The 19,752-nt window shown below is 41.0% G+C and carries 18 protein-coding genes; 9 read left to right on the top strand and 9 right to left on the bottom strand.

What is annotated here, in order from left to right; all coding sequences use genetic code 11:
* Window positions 1-54 precede the first annotated feature (54 nt).
* Together I4Q58_RS14495 and I4Q58_RS14500 are read right to left on the bottom strand one after the other, a co-directional pair.
* On the bottom strand, window positions 55-957 hold the full coding sequence (locus tag I4Q58_RS14495) for a 1,4-dihydroxy-2-naphthoate polyprenyltransferase (protein ID WP_203296621.1): 903 nt from the start codon (window positions 955-957) through the stop codon (window positions 55-57).
* 92 nt (window positions 958-1,049) lie between these two features.
* Entirely contained in the window at window positions 1,050-4,397 is a 3,348-nt protein-coding gene (locus I4Q58_RS14500) for a choice-of-anchor I family protein (protein ID WP_203296622.1), read from the bottom strand.
* A gap of 190 nt (window positions 4,398-4,587) precedes the next feature.
* Between I4Q58_RS14500 and I4Q58_RS14505 the strand changes: the two genes are divergently transcribed.
* The 5 genes from I4Q58_RS14505 (at window position 4,588) to I4Q58_RS14525 (ending at window position 8,209) form a co-directional block, all read left to right on the top strand.
* Entirely contained in the window at window positions 4,588-4,962 is a 375-nt protein-coding gene (locus I4Q58_RS14505; protein WP_203296623.1) for a DoxX family protein, read from the top strand.
* 8 nt (window positions 4,963-4,970) lie between these two features.
* Window positions 4,971-5,468: a YdeI/OmpD-associated family protein gene (locus tag I4Q58_RS14510; RefSeq protein ID WP_203296624.1), complete on the top strand. Its 498-nt coding sequence runs from the start codon at window positions 4,971-4,973 to the stop codon at window positions 5,466-5,468.
* Between the two features lie 72 nt (window positions 5,469-5,540).
* Window positions 5,541-6,155: a superoxide dismutase family protein gene (locus I4Q58_RS14515; protein ID WP_317194072.1), complete on the top strand. Its 615-nt coding sequence runs from the start codon at window positions 5,541-5,543 to the stop codon at window positions 6,153-6,155.
* A gap of 90 nt (window positions 6,156-6,245) precedes the next feature.
* Window positions 6,246-7,238: a glycosyltransferase family 2 protein gene (locus tag I4Q58_RS14520; protein WP_203296625.1), complete on the top strand. Its 993-nt coding sequence runs from the start codon at window positions 6,246-6,248 to the stop codon at window positions 7,236-7,238.
* Between the two features lie 107 nt (window positions 7,239-7,345).
* Window positions 7,346-8,209 (top strand): OmpA family protein, encoded by an 864-nt coding sequence (locus tag I4Q58_RS14525; RefSeq protein WP_203296626.1) that lies wholly within the window; start codon window positions 7,346-7,348, stop codon window positions 8,207-8,209.
* Window positions 8,210-8,279: 70 nt separating this feature from the next.
* On the opposite strand, the gene I4Q58_RS14530 is transcribed toward I4Q58_RS14525, so the two are convergent.
* From I4Q58_RS14530 to I4Q58_RS14540, 3 genes are read right to left on the bottom strand one after another with little or no spacing between them, the layout of a single operon-like run.
* A complete protein-coding gene (locus tag I4Q58_RS14530; protein ID WP_317194073.1) occupies window positions 8,280-9,146 on the bottom strand; it encodes an alpha/beta fold hydrolase in 867 nt (288 codons plus the stop codon).
* A gap of 52 nt (window positions 9,147-9,198) precedes the next feature.
* Window positions 9,199-9,816, bottom strand: coding sequence for an L-threonylcarbamoyladenylate synthase (locus I4Q58_RS14535; RefSeq protein ID WP_203296627.1), 618 nt, complete (start codon window positions 9,814-9,816; stop codon window positions 9,199-9,201).
* 14 nt (window positions 9,817-9,830) lie between these two features.
* The gene (locus tag I4Q58_RS14540; protein WP_203296664.1) at window positions 9,831-10,046 is read right to left on the bottom strand and encodes a hypervirulence associated TUDOR domain-containing protein; all 216 of its coding nucleotides are present in this window, start codon (window positions 10,044-10,046) and stop codon (window positions 9,831-9,833) included.
* A 101-nt stretch (window positions 10,047-10,147) separates the two neighbouring features.
* Here I4Q58_RS14540 and I4Q58_RS14545 point away from each other — a divergent pair, with 101 nt between their 5' ends.
* Window positions 10,148-11,035, top strand: coding sequence for an alpha/beta hydrolase (locus tag I4Q58_RS14545; protein ID WP_203296628.1), 888 nt, complete (start codon window positions 10,148-10,150; stop codon window positions 11,033-11,035).
* 123 nt (window positions 11,036-11,158) lie between these two features.
* A complete protein-coding gene (locus I4Q58_RS14550; protein ID WP_203296629.1) occupies window positions 11,159-12,097 on the top strand; it encodes an alpha/beta hydrolase in 939 nt (312 codons plus the stop codon).
* A 29-nt stretch (window positions 12,098-12,126) separates the two neighbouring features.
* Here I4Q58_RS14550 and I4Q58_RS14555 read toward each other — a convergent pair whose 3' ends face one another.
* Window positions 12,127-14,445 (bottom strand): ATP-dependent helicase, encoded by a 2,319-nt coding sequence (locus I4Q58_RS14555; RefSeq protein ID WP_203296630.1) that lies wholly within the window; start codon window positions 14,443-14,445, stop codon window positions 12,127-12,129.
* A 127-nt stretch (window positions 14,446-14,572) separates the two neighbouring features.
* On the opposite strand from I4Q58_RS14555, the gene I4Q58_RS14560 reads away from it, so the two are divergent.
* Window positions 14,573-16,240, top strand: coding sequence for an FMN-binding glutamate synthase family protein (locus tag I4Q58_RS14560; protein WP_394369346.1), 1,668 nt, complete (start codon window positions 14,573-14,575; stop codon window positions 16,238-16,240).
* Window positions 16,241-16,280: 40 nt separating this feature from the next.
* Here I4Q58_RS14560 and I4Q58_RS14565 read toward each other — a convergent pair whose 3' ends face one another.
* The gene (locus I4Q58_RS14565; protein WP_203296631.1) at window positions 16,281-17,420 is read right to left on the bottom strand and encodes a hypothetical protein; all 1,140 of its coding nucleotides are present in this window, start codon (window positions 17,418-17,420) and stop codon (window positions 16,281-16,283) included.
* Window positions 17,421-17,664: 244 nt separating this feature from the next.
* Here I4Q58_RS14565 and I4Q58_RS14570 point away from each other — a divergent pair, with 244 nt between their 5' ends.
* Complete coding sequence (locus I4Q58_RS14570) at window positions 17,665-18,189, top strand: DUF7935 family protein (protein ID WP_203296632.1); 525 nt, start codon at window positions 17,665-17,667, stop codon at window positions 18,187-18,189.
* Between the two features lie 2 nt (window positions 18,190-18,191).
* Here I4Q58_RS14570 and I4Q58_RS14575 read toward each other — a convergent pair whose 3' ends face one another.
* Window positions 18,192-18,827 (bottom strand): response regulator transcription factor, encoded by a 636-nt coding sequence (locus I4Q58_RS14575; RefSeq protein WP_203296633.1) that lies wholly within the window; start codon window positions 18,825-18,827, stop codon window positions 18,192-18,194.
* Between the two features lie 68 nt (window positions 18,828-18,895).
* Window positions 18,896-19,648 carry a sensor histidine kinase gene (locus I4Q58_RS14580; protein WP_203296634.1) on the bottom strand — a complete coding sequence of 251 codons (753 nt, stop codon included), beginning with the start codon at window positions 19,646-19,648 and terminating at the stop codon, window positions 18,896-18,898.
* Window positions 19,649-19,752: the final 104 nt, after the last annotated feature.

The following is a 19,752-nucleotide window of genomic DNA, read 5'->3' on the forward strand; positions in this document are numbered from 1 at the left end:
CGCTTTATTTTTCCCTAAATATACTAAGCAATTGTATGAATTGGAAGAAGCGAATTATAAAAGTATGCTAACAAAGAACAAAATGGAGAAAAGGAACGTACTTAACGCTATTTTTTTTAGTTCTGGATCTAATAAAGCAGGTGAATCGTTCTTCACCACAACCCTTGCATGAAGTGCAAGTGGAAGAAAGGCGATTAACGGAAGAAAGGCTATTATCCCACTCTCCTGAAGAAGGATAAAAATTATAGTCATGATGAAAGCTGTAAAAAGCAACGCTAGGTGATATGTTTTTGCCTTTTTTATACCCAGCAGAACAGCTAAAGTATTTTTGTTCGCTTTTTTATCGCTCTCCAAGTCGCGCATATTGTTCAGATTAAGTACAGCAGCACTCAAACACCCAATTGTTATTGCCGGTAACAATACATATTGATTCAGTGCATGGGTATATAGGAAATAACTTCCCATTACGGCTAACAGTCCGAAGAACACAAACACAAAAACATCGCCCATAGCACGATAGCCATAGGCTCGTTTCCCGACGGTATAAGTTACCGCAGCAACGATAGATGCAATTCCAAGGTTGAAGAAAATAAATGACAATAAGAAGTTTTCATTTCCGAAGGCCATAAAAATAAGCAGACTTGCAACAAGAAGCGTAAGCGCACCGACGACGATCATGCCGTATTTCAATTCTGTGGCAGTCAGTAGGCCACTTTGCATAGCTCGTGCCGGTCCGATACGATCTTCATTATCGGTTCCTTTCACCCCATCGCCATAATCGTTGGCAAAATTAGACAATACCTGAAAGCCTATGGTGGTAAGAAGTGCTAAAACGAAAATGGGAGTAACGAAAGCATCGACGTGATACGCAACAGCACTGCCGGTTACAATTCCGCTGATAGAAAGCGGGAGGGTTCGAAGTCTTGCAGCTGAAATCCAAGCGCGGAATTTCTTCATGGGTTGACGAAAATTTCAGGTGCAAAGGTACATGAAAAAAAATGCCACACTCGTTATGAGCGTGGCATTTTCCAATACTAAACTAACACTTATTACTTAACAATCAATTTTTGGGATACTCCCGAAGCATTCGTAATAATGTATGTTCCTGCGGATAATTCCTGAACGGAGATTGTAGCAGCATTCATTACGCTTTTCACCAAACGCCCCCCTAAATCGTATACGGTATAGTCGCCAGGTTTGCTAAGGTAAATTCGTTCGCTTGCCGGGTTTGGATACATACTGAACGCATTTCCAGCCGCTATTTCAAACTCAGGATTAGAAAGTACGATTTCATCTAGGGTGTAAAGCGATAAGCTACCACTCACTTCATTTGAAACCACCAACATCGCTGTATTGATCGGGCTTTCCTCTGGTGTAACAAACATGATGCCCTCTGGGCCAAGATCGCCGCCTTCATCACCTCCAGGGACCGCATCGCGACTGTTCACATATTGAAGGAATACTGGCGCTGTAGGATCGGATACATCATACACCATTACCCCGCCTATTCGCTCTAACAAGATAAAGGCATAGTTCAATCCGTTAATTTCCTGAACCAAAACGCCTTCTGGCTCTGGCCCTTTGTTGTCGCTTCGGTTCTTAAATTCGTTGTTGCTGTTGCTAGCGTTAAAGATAGGTCCGTACACAGGATCGGCAGCGGTGATTACTTCAAAATCATTTCCACTATCGAATACGATGGTTCCGGTATTCGCTTCGAATATACTAAAGGAACGTCCGCCGAAAATGTGGATTTCTTCATATTCACCATCATTATCAGTATCACCGGAAGCATTGGTAATACCTACATCTCCTAAATTTGTTTCCAGTTGAAGGATATCGATGTTAGAGAATACCGTTTCATCTAAAATATAATCGGCATCATCTAATTTACGTTCCTCTTCAAAAGTGTCGTACTCACGAGCATCGCCTTCATTAGCTGTTACGATATACTGCGTTCCATTTACTTCATAGAAATCGATGGCATCTGGCATATACACTCCTTTTACGGGCCAGGAAGCGTTGAAGATGAAGTCGGTTTCATCGGTAAGGTCTAGACTATTTTCAGGCAGACTATGATCTTTCAATCCAAATGAAATAACATCCGTAATCTCAGGAATCGAAAGGTCTACGATGGCATAGGCGTTATTCTCTTGAAGCGTAACATACGCCATTTGTGAATCGTCGCTTACCGCGATATACTCAGGCTCCAAATCTTGTGAAACCGTTGCACCGGGACCGAAGATTCGAACACCTGCGGCGATAAGGTCCGCTTCTTGCGAATCGAATGCATTAAAGTTTAGGGTCGTAACATCGGCCTGCGAAATATCGCCCAGTCCACCACTCACATCAATAATGGAAACCGAACCTTCAGGATCTACGCTATAATCGTCATTAGGTTCCCCTTCATTCGCTACCAATACTTTTGTTCCATCAGGAGAGAACAATAACATATCGGGAAGTGGTCCTACTTCCACAGCTACCATACCATTCCCATCAACATCGCTAAATACCACCACTCCGTTATCTGTCTTAGGATCTACGGAAACGGCAGCTGCCACGATTCCATCATTTACGGCAATGCTTTGCACTCCTGCACCACCAAAATCGGTAACGTCTACTGTCGCCAACGCTTGAATGTTTTCAGGATCCGAGAAATCCAATACTTCAATAAGGGAACCATTGGTTACAAACAAACGTTGGGTTCCAGGGTCGTAGGCTGTAATTTCAGCTGTACCCTCTTCAGCAACGGTATAACTAGTTAGGTAATTTACATCTAAGATGGTGTTGTCGCCAGCAGGGACTTCAGTATCATCATCTAAAATGTATACAGAATACAACGTATCGCCGGACACCTCAGCGTTTTGTTCATTTTCTAATTCCAATACGAAGAATAGGTCGCTATCGTCGGTGCTATTATCCAAAATTGGGATTGTGATTGTCTGGGCATCGGTACTTCCCATAGGGAAGGTTACGGTCTGCGGACCACTAAAGGTGAAGTGTGTTCCTTCGGTAGCTGTTCCAGCGCCTACCAAGGTAACATCTACGGTAGCTTCAGAAGAAGGTGCATCAGAGATAGTTAGTGTAATCGTTACCTCGGTTCCATCTTCTGAAATAGAAGTGAAAGCGCCATCGAATGAAATATTGGACTGTACTATGGCCACTCCGTCACCTGGAGAACCAATATTTGGCACATCGCTGTTATCGCCACCTTGTGCAATGGTTTCAACCGCTCCATTTGCATTTCCTACAACACTGAATTCTTCTTGTTCGACGTCATACGACTGACCGTCATTTGCGTCTGTGTCGGGATAGGTAGCGGTTGCGATTGGGGAAGTAGTATTTGGGTCGCCTGCCCAAAGCGTTACGGCATCGCCGCCACCGCCAAGTCCAGCGCCATCGGCATACCCTATGGCTACGCCAGTTAGATCGATCACGGGGCTCCATACATCCTCGAAAGTAGTAATATCGGTAGTGTTATCGGTGATTAATACAATAGCTTTCGCGCCAGGTTGGATTTCTGTGATACCCTGTATAATATCGGCATCAACAGGATCGGCAGATTCATCATCATAATAAAGGTCTGGCGATGTTCCAGAAACCCATGCTTCGGTTCCGATATTTTCAATTTCGAACCAATCGGCTGTTAGGTCTGTTCCGCTTTGACCAGAGAATATTTCAGTTATGGAAAATTCCACCGGTGGAACGTCTGCTTCCCCTTCAAATATGATATTGTCTAAATAAATAGCCTCGCTACCCGAATTAGAGCGAAGCTCTACCACCAATTGAGCATCGATATTGTCAGGAATGGCTGTGGTTGTTGATTGCCAAGCACCTTCGATACCCAAATCGTTGATATCGCTACCTTCCGTATTTAGAATGTCTATTTCAGTGGCATTGGTAAGGTCCTTAATATAGATTCGGATACGATCGTTTCCAGAATCGTTTGTGGTACCGTCACCTTCATATCCTGTTTCATTTACATAATAATCCAATCGGATTTGATTGTTTACAAAACCGTCGAAATCTACGGCATCAAATTCTACGATCATGTTTCCGTCTGTATCAGACATCTGGTATCCCTGCAGACCGTCGGTATAGGCTCCCACATCTCCAGTGAAATCGGTTACCCCCACAAAATCGCCATCGGTAAGACCATCGCTTGGCGTATCGTAGGGCTCATATCGTGCATCGAAACCGATTTCATCAGCAACCTGAACAAAATCGACGGGTGCTTCATCTGTGTTATTAATAAGGTCATGGGCTACGTTTGCGTCGCCGGTGTCGGTGTACTGACCACCCGTTGTTGGGTCTTCAAAGCTTGTACCTGCAACGGTTTCAACTTGCGAAAAGGCAGTTCCCATACCGAGCAAACAGGCTAAAAGGGTAATTTTTTTCATGAAATAATTCTTATTGATTTAATACTTCCCCAAAAGTATTTTCATACTGGCTATTTCACTTTAGCTAAACTTTAAGGAACGGTAAACAAAGGAGCTACCCTAGTGCCGATACGTTAGGCGAATGTAAAATTTAGGTTTTGAATATCTTCACTTAAAAAATTGTAGCTTTATACCTCTTATACATAAAAACATGACAGCGACGTACCATTTAGGACTCTTATTAATGCGATTAGGATTTTCGGGATTAATGCTTACCCACGGCATTCCGAAATTTATTCAACTCATCAATGGAAATTTTGATTTTGGCGATCCGATAGGTATCGGACCCACAGCCAGTCTTATTTTAGCGGTGGTGGGTGAATTTGTTTGTCCGATACTCGTTATTCTAGGGATTAAAACAAGGATTTCCGCGATTCCTATAATAATCACCATGATTATCGCTGCCTTTGTAGTGCATGCAGCGGATCCGTTGGGAAGAAAGGAATTAGCATTGCTATATTTAATTGGATTCTTGGTAATAGCCCTAATGGGCGGTGGTCGCTTCGCTCTAAGCCGTAATACATAATAAATCGTATGAAGCCGAAAACAAGTCAGCCTTTCGATGTAATCCTTACCGGCACGCACAGCCTTAAAATTCCAGATGCTGTGGCAAAACCTTTTGCGATTGTGAAGAAACCAAGGGTGAAGGTAACGGCTACACATGAAGCTAAAACGTTGGAGTTTCATGCGGCCCTTCAAAAGCGAAAAGGTGATTTCTATATTACCTTTGGAAAGCGGCATCAAAAAGAATTAGGTATCTCGGCAAATGAACCGTTTAGCATACAGTTGCAAGAAGATACCACCGAATATGGCGTACATATGCCAAAGGAATTAGAGGCCGTGTTGGAAAGCGACCCACAAGCGTATGAGGCTTTTAAGGAATTAACAGACGGTAAAAAGCGTTCGCTTATTTACCATATTAAACGTATTAAGACTTCTCAGATTAGAATCGACAAGGCATTGCTCATTTCGGAAAATCTGAAAGCAGGTATAACAATCACTCGCGAATTGACGAAAAGGCACTTCGGCTAAAATGCTAAGATTCTTATAAAATCTTGGTCTTTACTTTCAATCACCCTACCTTTAACTAAACCAAAAAAACACATGATGAAACGCATATCCTTATTAGTACTTTTTGCAGCTACCACCCTATTTGTAAGCTGTAATGATGGAAACAAAAAAGATAGTGATGCCGACGAAACCATGACGGAGGAAAACATGGATTCGGATGTGGAAGAAACTGACATGAAAATGGAGGAAGAGATAAAGGAAGTCACATTCGAACTCGAATCAAAAAGCAATAGCTCAGCAACTGGAAAAGTTTCTTTTGTTGAAACCAATGGTCAGGTGAAAATGACAGCCAAAATTACTGGACTTGAGCCTGGAGAACATGCTATTCACATTCATGAAAAGGCAGATTGCAGTGCGCCCGATGGGAAATCGGCAGGTGGGCATTGGAACCCAACCTTCGACAAACATGGTCAATGGGGCGATCCTGAGGGCTATCACAAAGGAGATATAGGAAATTTTATGGCCGATGAGAATGGCGATGGAACAGTATCAATGACAACCGATGAATGGTGTATCGGATGTGATGACGAGAAAAAGAACATTCTTGGGAAATCGATTATTGTTCACCAAGGGGCCGATGATTTTACCTCACAACCTTCTGGTGCTGCCGGTGCACGTGTAAGTTGTGGTGGTATTATTCAGATGTAGAAAAAATCAATTACAAATTTTAAATACTTTCAGTCAATAGGCTGAAAGTATTTTTTTTACACCCCTTCGAAATTCACGTACTTTGCAAACATGAAGGTTGCCATTGTTATTTTGAACTGGAACGGAAAGGCGTTACTGGAACGCTATTTACCATCAGTTGTAAAACATGCGGAAGAAGCTACGGTATATGTGGCCGATAATGCTTCGACAGATGAATCGGTAGCATATCTTCAGAAAGAATTTCCAACTATTCGCATTCTTCAAAACGGAGAAAATCTTGGCTATGCGGGAGGCTATAATAAGGCCTTGAAATCGTTATCGGAAGACCTCTTCATTTTAATGAATAACGATATTGAAACTCCCCAACCATGGCTATCTCCTATTGTGGCTGCATTTCAACAACAGGAGAAATTAGTCGCTGCACAGCCGTTGTTATTAGATGCCAAAAAAACTACTCATTTCGAATATGCTGGGGCTGCTGGTGGTTATTTAGATGATTTTGGGTATCCCTATTGCAGAGGAAGAGTTTTTGATACAGTGGAAAAGAATACTGATCAATATGCTTCCGCTGAAATATTTTGGGCCTCGGGCGCTTGCCTATGTGTACGAAAGGATTCCTTTTGGGAAGTTGGCGGTTTCGATGAAGATTTCTTCGCCCATCAAGAGGAAATCGATCTTTGTTGGCGGTTAAAGGCTAGAAATGGTAGTATTAAATGCATATCGGAGTCGAGGGTGTATCATTTAGGTGGTGGCACGCTCTCCGATGTTCACCCTAAAAAAACATTTTTAAACTTTCGAAACACCTTATTAATGATGGTCAAGAATAAGAAAGGCTGGAAATGTTGGCAAATGGTTATCGGAAGAATGATATTGGATGCTGCTGCGGCAACTCGGTTTCTCCTACAAGGAAAATTTTCACATATCGGGGCGATCCTAAAAGCGCATCTCAGTTTCTATCGTTTGCTACCAACATTCCTAAAAAAACGCAAAAAATGCGCTACCCATATGCCTTATTACAACACTCGCTTTCTGGTATGGCAGTATTTCATGAAACGTCGGAAACAGTTTAACGAGCTACGATAAATTTTATATAAAGTATTGTTAATATTTGTTTCGGCGGTCCATCTATTCATAATTTTGGTCTATAACTTGTTAGTCGAAGATTTAATAACCTTAAAAACAATAAACCAATGAAGAAAGTATTGATTTTAGCAGCCTGTACGGGATTATTGCTGACTACTTCCTGTGTTTCTAAGAAGAAATATGCGGAATTGGAGGATAAGCAAGAAAAAACGCAGGATTTGTTAAATACCGCAACCGTAAAACTAAATGACTGTCTATCTGAAAAATCAGCCTTGACTGCCCAAAATTCATCGTTGAAAAGTCAGGTAAAATCTCTTGAAGAAACCAGTGCAAGTTTGATCAAGCAAATAGGCGATTTTACAGACCTTACCAAAAAGGGTGCTGAAAATCTTGAAAAATCTCTAGAGAGCTTAAAGGAAAAGGACCTTACCATCCGCAAGCTTCAAGATGCCATTACCCGTCGTGATTCCGTTAACCTTGCGCTTGTTCAGAGTTTGAAAGGTGCTGTTGGAAGTATGGATGATGATGATATCGAAATCAGTGTTGAAAAAGGTGTTGTATATGTAAACATCTCCGATAAACTACTATTTAATAGCGGAAGCTATCAAATTACTTCTCGTGCAAAAGAAGTACTTGGGAAGGTAGCAAAAGTTGTAAACAACAAACCAGATTTTGAATTCTTGGTTGAAGGTCACACCGATACCGTGCCAATTAGCACTAACTGTGTTAAGGACAACTGGGATTTAAGCGTATTGAGAGCAACAGCAGTTGTAAGAACATTGCAAAACGAATTTGGTGTGGAACCAGCTCGTATGACTGCAGGTGGACGTAGCGAATATGTACCGATTTCAAGCAATGATAATGCTGAAGGACGTGCCCGTAACCGTCGTACACGAATCGTTGTATTGCCTAAGTTGGATCAGTTCTACACTATGATTGAAGAAGGATTGAAAGATCCTGCTATCAACTAAGCAACAAACTTTCTTATACAAAAGAAACCCGGCCAAAAGCCGGGTTTCTTTATTTTGAAATGAACGAATTCTATTTATTTAAAAATGTTAATAAGATTTCGTTTACATCATTTGCATGCGTAAAAACACACCCATGTGGTGCTCCTTTAATTATTTGCAGTTCACTATCCTTCACTATTGAATGTCCCTGTTTTGCGGTAGGTTTAATTGGAACCACCTGATCGGCATCGCCGTGCACAAATAATGTTGGGATATCTATTTTATTCAGATCTTCACGCAAATCGGTTTTTCCGAAGGCATCAATACAGTCTAACGTTCCTTTAGGAGAAGCGCCTGCTGCTATGGTCCAATTGTAATGAAGTTGAGCTTTGCTTATACAATCTTCGTTTTCATCATAATTGACGAAGTTCTTTCCGAAGTCATCCAAAAATCCTAGTCGGTCATTTTTAATGGCATCCTTAAATTCTTCAAATGTTTCGGCTGGAACACCGTCGGGGTTATCGTCTGTTTTCAACATAAAGGGAGCGATGGAGCTCAAGAATACCACTTTGGATAGTTTTGAAGTACCGTAATTACCGATGTAACGAGCTACTTCACCACCACCCATAGAAAACCCAATCAGAATAACTTCATCTAAATGGAGGGCGGTAATTAAATCATTTAGGTCCTGAGCCATGCAATCGTAATCGTAACCATTCCAAGGTTTATCGCTTTTTCCGAATCCTCGGCGATCGTAGGAAATGCACCTAAATCCAGCTTCAACTATTGCCTGTTTTTGATATTCCCACATAGCGCTACTTAGCGGCCATCCATGAATAAGAATGACGGGCTGGCCGGCACCATAGTCTTCATAATAAAGGTTAATGTATTCGTTTCGTTCTTTGGAAGTTGTATTAAAATGTCTCAGACTTCTAAGATATTCATTGAAGGTGAATATCGCTAAGACTTTATAATAGCTTAAACACTTTTTAACATGAAGGATATTTTCATTAAACCTCCAAACTGCCCTTGCCTTCCCGAATCAATTCGGGTGCTCCGGAAGTAAGGTCGATAACGGTTGAAGGAATATTTCCTCCGTATCCGCCATCCACGATAACATCTACAAGTTTATGCCATTTTTCGTAGATCAATTCAGGATCGGTGGTGTATTCTATAACCTCATCCTCATCTTTTATTGAAGTAGAAACAATGGGATTTCCGAGCTCGCGTACAATAGCTCGCGTGATATTGTTATCGGGTACCCGAATTCCTACCTCCTTTTTCTTTTTGAAAACAGTGGGAAGATTGTTATTGCCTGGGAGAATAAAAGTATAAGGTCCGGGAAGCGCGCGTTTCAAAATCTTAAAGGTAGCCGAATCGATTTGGCGCACATAATCGGAAAGATTGCTAAGGTCCTCGCATACAAAGGAAAAATTGGCTTTTTCCAATTTCACCCCCTTTAACTGGGCGACTCGTTCCAGGGCCCGATTATCGGTAATGTCACAACCTAACGCATACACCGTATCGCTGGGATAAATAATAAGTCCGCCATCTCGTATAATCTTAACGATACGTTTTATGTCTTTCGGATTAGGATTTTCTTCGTAAAGCTTGATTAGTTCTGCCATAATTTCGGTTGAATTTAGTCGTCTGCTCGTTCTACTTCACTTTCTAATTTAAGGACATGGTCACCATCTTCTTGCTTAATATACAATGCTTTATTGCCAGATTCACCTTTACGAGTAATGGTACTTCCTTCAATGGTTTTACTAACCTCTTTGGTATATGTGGTTTGAACGGTGCCTGTAGCGGTTCCTTCTCCCCATTTCCATTTCACTTTAGTTCCTTCCTGAATCATTTTTTCTTTTAAATATAGCATGATTCTTGTTCAATTTTGGATAGAATAACGTTCCATTAACATAAATTGAAATATTGAACGTTCCTATTAAAAAGCAACTTATGAAAAAGATTCTAACGGCAGTATATTTCTCCTTGCTAATGATTTGCATACTTGGAATTACTTCTTGTTCCGAGGATAGTTCCGATACCACTTCAACTCCAGAATCGCTTGAAGCGGAAATCCAAATGAATGTTTCCTATGGGGTAAATTCCCAGCAAGTCTATGATATTTATCTTCCCGCCAATCGCTCGGATACCAAGACGAAGGTAATTGTTTTGGTACATGGCGGTGGATGGACCGGTGGTGATAAAGCAGATATGGAACCGTTTATAAGTAACATTCAGGATGCTCATCCAGATCATGCCATCGTTAATATGAATTATATTCTTGCGCAACCTCCCGCAATTCCAGCGTTCCCCAATCAGTTTGAAGATATCGGCAGAGTACTAAATGATCTCGAAACAGCTTCGGAAACGTTTCAAATAAAACCCGAGTTTGCCTTAATAGGCGCCAGTGCTGGCGCTCATATCAGCTTACAATACGATGCGGTTTATGATGCAACGGATCGAGTAAAAATGGTCTGCGATATTGTGGGGCCTACCGACTTTACCGACCCTTTTTACAGCGATGATCCTACATTCGATTTTGTTTTGTCGGCTTTGGTAGATGAAGATGCATATCCAAACACCACGGATTATGCTTCAGCGGTAAGTCCTGCTTTGAACATTAGTACTACTAGCAGTCCTACCATTATGTTTTATGGCGATGAAGACCCATTGGTACCTACCAGCAATGCCATCACCTTAGCCGATGCTTTATCCGCGGCATCAGTCGATAATAATTACACCATTTATAATGGCGGTCATGGCGATTGGTCGGAAGAAGATCAAGAGAATTTGCAACAACAACTGAGCGCTTATATCAGTACGTATTTTTCTATCGAATAAGGTATTAGCAGGAGGCAATTGCCTGCAATTTCACAATCGGGAGAATTTCTTAACAAATCTAAAATCTATTTTAACACTTTTTGTGTATTTTATCCGTTAAGTTTGCACTTAAACGATAAAAAGATGCCCTTTATCCCCAAAAACCTACTTGTGATAGCGATGCTATTCTTCCTTTTCATTAGTTGTTCACAAGAACCAATAGAGCCGACAACTGCAGACCTTCAATTCAAAAAACAGCAGTCGCAAGCAGATGAATTAGATAATTCCGCTTTAGAAGGCTTATTTTATCCTAAGAAAATTACAAAAGATGTGTCTTATGGCGCTCATCCAGAGGAAAAATTCGACATCTATTTACCTGCGGGTCGATCCTATTTAAAAACCAAAGTTCTTATTGTGCTTCATGGCGGTGGGTGGACAAATGGTGATAAATCAGGGATGGAGAATTTCGTTGAACAATTATGGCATGACAACCCCAATCATGCTATAGTAAATATGAATTATGTGTTGGCAGATGCATCGAACCCAGCATTTCCTAATCAATTTCAAAACATTCGGGCAGTGATTGCCTTTTTGACAAACAACAACGTTCATTTTAAGATTAAACCCGAATTCGCATTGCTTGGCAACAGTTCCGGTGGACACCTCTCGCTAATGTATGACTATGTGTACGACCTCAACGATCAGGTTAAGTTTGTATCTACTACCGTCGGACCAACAGACTTTACCGACCCCTACTATCAAAATATGCCCAACTTCGAGGAATTGATGGAACTTTTAGTAGACGAGAATGTATACCCTAATATTGAGGAAAATTTAGATGTCCTAAGCCCTGCTCATAATACTTCCCATAGTTCAAGTCCGACGATTATGTTTTATGGCGAAAATGACCCAATTGTTCCGTATGCGAATGCAATCACATTGTATCAAGAGTTACAAGAGAGTGGCGTTCCAACCAGCTTTCACACCTACGAGGGCGGTCACAATAATTGGTCGGCAGAAGATAATAATCACAAACATCAACAGTTGAATGCATTCATCCAGCAATATCTTCCCATAGAGTAATTAGTAACACAATCTTTCTAGGAAAAACGTTAGGATAGAACATTCAACTTTGCAAAACGGAGGAGCAGTTTTTTCAGCCCTCCGTTTTCAAATTGTATCTCCGCTTTCGTATCGGCACCAGCACCTTCGATAGAAAGAATCTTTCCCTTTCCGAATCGCACGTGTTCGACCATTGTACCTACTTTCAAATTTGCTTCTTCAGGATCGAAGTTTTTTGGGGAAGAGCTAGAAACCGGTTTTAAACGCCGCAATTTTTTCAACTGATTATCGCTAGGTCCCTTGGGAGGCGTACCCGATTGAGGCTTTCGCATTCTGAGCCTGCTTTTATCAACTTCACCAAAAATATCACTATCGATTAACGGCTTAAATCGGTTTTCGGTCTTTGGGGTTAAGAACTCTAAGAAGGTTTCATCTATTTCCTCGATGAATCGACTGGGTTCGGCATCGATCAACTTTCCCCAACGATAGCGGCTTTGGGTATATGTAAGAAAAGCCTGTTTTTCAGCTCGGGTGAGCGCCACATAAAACAACCTGCGCTCTTCTTCCAGTTCACTTCTAGTATTCATACTCATTCCACTCGGGAAAAGATCTTCTTCCATCCCGACGATATAGACATAAGGGAACTCCAATCCTTTAGCCAAGTGTACCGTCATCAACGCTACCCTATCCTCATCGCCTTTATCATTGTCCATATCGGTCGCCAAGGCAACATCTTCCAAGAACTCTGACAGTGATCCTGTGGTATCGGCGATTTCCTTTTGTTCTTCCACAAAGTCGCGGATACCATTTAATAATTCTTCAATATTTTCGATACGCGCAATGCCTTCTGGTGTTCCATCTTTCTTCAACTCCTGAAGCAATCCTGTCTTCTTCGTAACATGCTCTGCTATCTCAAAAGCATTATACGATTGGTTTAGTACTTGAAAGCTCTCAATCATTGTAACAAAGTCTTCCAGTTTTCCTTGTGTTCCGCGATTGATTTTAAGGTCAATTTTATCCAACGCCTTAATCACATCCATGATGGGTCGGTTATAATGATTGGCAGCAACCGTTAATCGTTCCATAGTGGTCTGACCAATACCCCTTGCAGGATAATTAATGATGCGTTTTAAAGCCTCTTCATCCTTCGGATTTAGAATCAGACGAAGATAGGCTAAGACATCTTTAATTTCCTTTCGTTGGTAGAAACTTAGTCCGCCATAAATTCGATAAGGAATATCTTTCTTCCGCAGGGCATCTTCAATGGCACGCGATTGGGCATTGGTTCGATATAATACGGCAAAACCTCCATACCCTACCTGATTGTTCATTGCAATTTCAAAAATTGAACTCGCCACATAGCGCCCTTCATCGCCATCGGTCATGGTTCGATTTACCTTAATCTTTGCGCCTTGATCATTGGCTGTCCAAACCACTTTTTCGAGTCGCTGCTTATTTTTTTCAATAACGCTATTCGCTGCATTTACGATATTCTTTGTAGAACGATAATTCTGTTCAAGCCGATACATCTGAACATCGTCATAATCCTTTTGGAAATTGAGGATGTTATTGATATTCGCACCGCGAAAAGCATAGATACTTTGGGCGTCATCGCCCACCACGCAAATATTCTGAAAGCGATCGCTAAGTGCTCGAACGATTAGATATTGACTATGATTGGTATCTTGGTACTCATCGACCAAAATGTAGCGAAAGCGATTTTGGTATTTCGCCAATACATCTGGAAAGCGCGTAAGCAATTCATTGGTTCGTAAAAGAAGATCATCAAAATCCATAGCACCCGCCTTGAAACAGCGATCGACATAATTTTTATAAATATCGCCCAATCGCGGCATTTTGGCCATGGCATCAGCTTCCATCAATTCTGGGTTCTGAAAATAAGCTTTTACGGTTATGAGGCTGTTCTTGTAGGAGGAGATACGGGAGTATACCTGTTTATATTTATAAACATCCTTATCCAATTGCATCTCCTTAATAATACTTCGAATAACACTTTGCGAGTCTTGGGTATCGTAAATTGTGAAGTTAGAGGGATACCCGAGTTTATCTGCCTCGAACCGGAGTATTTTGGCGAAAATACTGTGAAACGTTCCCATCCAAAGATTCTTGGCTTCACTGTTTCCAACTATCTCGGCAATCCGTTTCTTCATTTCGCGAGCTGCCTTGTTGGTGAAGGTAAGCGCTAGAATATTAAAGGGATCTACGCCTTGCGACATTAGATAGGCAATGCGGAAGGTTAGCACCCGAGTTTTTCCCGAACCTGCGCCTGCGATTACAATCATAGGACCGTCTTTTTGAAGGACGGGAGCCCGTTGGGCGTCGTTCAACTGATGTAAATATTCCTGCAAAATGCTTTCGTTTTATGCTATAAGAGGTGGAGGTCAAAAATAAAGGAATTTGAAAAGAATGTCGGGCAATGCTCCTAGATTTTATGAACAGTTTCTTCCAAGTCTTTCTCGTAAAATAAATATATTTATGCTACGCTTAGAAAGCGATGTATCAATTTACTTCACTATAAAATTACGTCTATTGGATTCCTTTTTATCACTTCTCGGCACTATCACTTGGTGGGGCTGGTTACTTATTCTTTTAGCGATTGTTGCTCTTTACGACATATTCCAACGGAAACATACTATACTCCATAATTTTCCTATCGTAGGACATATTCGATATTGGCTCGAAGGAATTGGCCCTGAATTACGACAATATATCGTGGCGAACAATAGGGAAGAACTTCCTTTCAACCGTATTGAACGCGGCTGGATTTATGCTTCGGCAAAGAACGAAAATAATTATGAAGGGTTTGGGACAGATCGTGATATCTATGAACCCAACTATATCTTCATCAACAATGCTATGTTGCCTTTCAAGCTAACGGAGAAGCATCCTAATGCCAAAGACCCCTATTTTTTAGCTTCGGCGAAGGTCATTGGTGCATTTCACAAACGAAAGCGACCCTTTCGACCTGCGTCTGTCATCAATGTTTCGGCCATGAGTTTCGGATCTCTGTCGGCTCGTGCCGTTGAATCATTGAATCGCGGTTGTGGGTTGGCCAACGCATATCACAATACGGGTGAAGGAGGTCTCTCGCCCTATCATAAAACTGGCAGTGATGTCATTTTTCATTTTGGAACAGGCTATTTCGGGGTGCGTAATGAAGAGGGAAATTTTTCAATGGAAAAGTTGAAAAAACTCGTTGAAGAAAATCCACAGGTCCGTGCTATAGAAATAAAACTTTCTCAAGGAGCGAAACCTGGAAAAGGCGGGGTGCTTCCGGGTTCAAAGATTACGAAGGAAATTGCTGAAATCAGACATGTTCCTATGGGAAAAGATGTGCTCTCCCCTCCTTCCCACTCAGCATTTGATGGTGTTGCGGGGTTGATGGAGTTCATAGAGGAAATCGCTGCAGAAACGGGGTTACCGGTAGGGATAAAGAGCGCTATTGGTAAACTTGATGACTGGGAACTCCTCGCTACCATGATGAAAGAAACAGGCAAAGGACCTGATTTTATTACGGTTGATGGTGGTGAAGGCGGCACGGGAGCAGCACCTCCCAGTTTTGCAGACCATGTAGCATTGCCATGGATTTTTGGTTTTGCAGAAGTATACAGGATCTTTAAAAAGCATGGCATATGTGATAGGATCGTTTTTATTGGTAGCGGTAAACTCGGCTTCCCAGCACGTGCTGCCATGGCTTTTGCAATGGGTGTGGACGTAATTAATGTAGCGCGTGAAGCTATGCTATCGATTGGTTGCATACAAGCGCAACAATGCCATACCAATCATTGTCCGAGTGGTGTTGCTACCCAAAACAAATGGCTGCAGCGCGGAATAAATATAGATGACAAGAAAGTCCGTACCCATTTTTATTTTAAGAATTTCCGAAAGGAATTATTGGAAATGACGCATGCCTGCGGGTACGAGCACCCAGCGCAATTTACGATGGATGATGTGGAATTGACCTTAGGCGATCGGAACCTCATTAAAACACTCGCCAATACTTTTGGATATCATAAAACGGAGGTGCCTTTTGAAGGCATTAAGGAAATTCAAAATTGCCCTTATTTAGGAGGAAAATACAATAAGAAGGAGGCGAAAAAAGAAGCCAAGAACTTAAAGCAGAAAAACAAGGTGCGATATTAAAAACACCCTCCTTTAAAGAAGGGTGTTTCCAATTTTTAATCTAATTCATAAAAATACAAGCGGTGTTGTTGTTTCCTGCTTGATTTACGATAGCCGTATGTGGACCACCGGTAGCATATTGAAAAATCTTCGTACAATTGAGATCGCCATTTTGGATTACTTCACTAATATGATCGGTTCCCTGTTGAAACACTTCATTTTTGTTGAAGTCACCATTCTGAAGCAACGTACTCGTGTGTCGTAACCCCTGTTGATCGATATTATTAAGATTGAAGTCACCATTTTGGATGCCAGAGGAATAATTACGGTTTCCAATCTGTGACACTGCTGAAACATTTTCATCTCCGCTTTGAAAAGCCACCGCACGATTACGGTTCCCGATTTGTAGAACGGTCGAGGAATTAATATTTCCCTGTTGATTCGTATTATACCGATTACGGTTACCATCTTGGATTAGCACCGATTGATTATCGTCTCCATTTTGAAAGGCATCGGCCCTGTTTCGGTTACCATCCTGTGTATGGTCTACAACATTCGCAAAACCTGTTTGGTCTGTGTCGTTTTCATTTCGATTTCCAACTTGGATAGAAAATGAATTATTGGCATCGCCCGTTTGATCTGCAATAAATTCATTGCGATTTCCAAACTGATCACTATCCACTTCATTCGCATCTCCCTGTTGATCGATGGTTGCTTCATTAAAATTCCCAACGGTAAAGGTATCTAAAATGTTCAGGTCTCCAGCCTGATCGGTATCGGCATCATTTCCATTTCCCTCCTGCCAAATATAGGTTTCATTTAGGACTCCACTTTGGGTAATATCAGCACTATTATCATTTCCCAATTGATCTAAGCCAGTAGTATTTAAAGCAATCTCTTGAAAAACATCTGCTTGGTTATCGTCCCCGAATTGATTCACCCTAGTATTTTGTAAAATTCCATCTTGATCGATAAAAGCAATATTGAAATCGCCTACCTGATCGGTATCGGAACTATTCAGTATTCCATTCTGATCGGTATCGGCGTTATTATAATCGCCGGTCTGATCAATCTCATAATAGTTAAAAAACCCAACTTGGTTACCATTTGCAAGATTGAAACTACCCGATTGATTAATAATTTGTGCCCATGAAGACACGGTAAACAATAGCGCTGCTGCGCCAACTAGTACTTTTTTCATACGTAATTGATAATTTGGTTACTATTTTACTTTGTGTATTAGTGAAATAACCTAGTGGGGAAAGGGATCATTAAAAGGGAAGTATGCTACATTATAGCGAGTTCCCTAAAGTTACTGAATTTGCTACAATGAATTGATATTCAATTTATTAAAAAAATTAAGCACATTCATTTGAGCAAAAAAAGAAATTCCTTTGCCCTTATATCAAAAACGTAGTAAGTTTGTTACCCTTATCTTTTAACTTATGGAAGAAGCCGTTCAAGTTTTGAATTATTTTGCCTACTTACTGCCTGCTGTAGTCGTAGGAATTGTAGCGTACTATTTTTTTAAAGGTCATACCGCAAATGAAGAAGGTCGCCGACGCTATCTAATTCAGAAGGAAGCACAGAATAAAATCATTCCCACACGGCTTCAGGCATACGAACGCATCACCTTATTGCTTGAGCGTATCGACCCCAATAAATTATTGCTTCGAGTGAAGCCTTTTTCAGAAGAAGTCGATAAATATGAGGCCAATCTAATCAAGAATATCGAACAAGAATTCGATCATAATGTTACCCAGCAGATATATGTTTCATTAGAATGCTGGAATATGGTTCAGGCAGCTAAAAATGCAACGATCCAAATTATTCGCCAGGCTTCCATGCATGAAAATCAAAATTCGGCAGATGAAATGCGGGAATACGTTCTTCGTAATATGATGGAGGAAGTAACTCCTTCACAGAAAGCACTCGCCTATATCAAGAAAGAAGTTTCGGAGCTGTTCTAAAACTAAGGTGTAAAAAGGTTGTTCCGAATGGCGTAGAGCATTAAGCCGATTCGATTTTTAATATTCAGTTTTTCGTAGATAGAATCGCGATAGCCTTCGATGGTCTTAGGACTCAAACACATTTTGTCGGCGATTTCCTTATAGGTCATTTCGGTGCAGGCATGCTGTATAAACTCCACTTCGCGCTCCTTCAACTCGGTATCCTCATGGCTTTTTGTTAATGAGCCTACTAAAATTCTAGCAATGGTATTGGTATGGTAGTAGCCCTTCTCCATAACTTGTTCCAAGGCTTCACGCAATACGCTTTTTTCGGTATCCTTCATCAGGTATCCTTTAGCCCCGGCCCGTAACATTTTTAGAATGGTACTTTCGTTTTCTTCTACGGAAAGTGCCAAAACCTTTACCTCGGGATATTTTTCGGCGAGAATTTTGGTCGTTTCAATACCGTTCCGCACAGGCATATTGATATCCATCAAAACAACGTCAGGTACATTTGCAGGAATTTTAAACTTATCAAGTAGTTCCTGTCCATTTTTGCAGAGATACAATACTTCGAAGTTTTCAAACCCCCTTACCAACCCACCGATAGCCTCTAATAATAAAGTATGGTCATCTACAACAACAATTCGATATTTCATATCATGTTATTTTACGCCCCAATTCATTAAAAACCAACATCTAAGGTAATCAATTCTGTCGGCATAGGTTATTGATATGTATAATTTAACAGCAACGAAGTTCCTTCTTCCTTTTTTGAGGAAATGGTCAGATCAGCTTCAATTACTTTTGCCCTATTTCGCATATTTTTGATTCCTATTCCTGAAAAATCGGCATCATCCTGAAAGCCTACGCCATTATCCTTTGCCTCCACTTCTAATTGTTCTTCACCATAAGTTACGGTTACCTCCAAATCGGAGGCTTTTGAATGCTTAATGGTATTCGAAAAGAACTCTTGCAAGATACGGAAAATGATTACTTCTCGCTCAGGATTTAGCTTCCGAACTGTGCCATTTACCGTTAGTTTGGAATGTATAAATTCCATTCGGTTAAACCGTTCGATCTCTAGCTGTAAGGCTTCAATAAGATTGAGGCTTTTTAGTGCTTCTGGGTTTATGAGTTTTGAAAGGGTTCGCAGTTCATTGATACCCTTACCTATTGTTTCCGCTACATCAGGGATCGTTTCGGGTCGCTCTTTGGCCAACTGCGCCTGAATTTTTGCCAAGGTCATTAACTGACCGATATTGTCATGCAGTTCCCAACTTATATTTCGCAGTGTTTCCTCTCGAATTTCAATCTGGGTTTCTGAAAGTTCCTTTTCGAAGGCTAATTTGGCAAGCTCCTTTTCTTCAACAAGTTTGTTTTTTCGACGAACGAATACAATGAATAGGGTGATGATAATCCCTACCAAGAGTAATAAAATAAATACCGATATAAGTCCGGCTATCTCCTTCTCGTCCATACAAAGCCAATAATAAAGCAGCTGTTCATGATAATTATCAAGATACGTTGCACATTTAACAAGGTAACATATAAATCTACGGAACTCGTAAAATAATGCCTTGT

This window comes from Luteirhabdus pelagi (genome assembly GCF_016827595.1).
Taxonomy (GTDB): domain Bacteria; phylum Bacteroidota; class Bacteroidia; order Flavobacteriales; family Flavobacteriaceae; genus Luteirhabdus; species Luteirhabdus pelagi.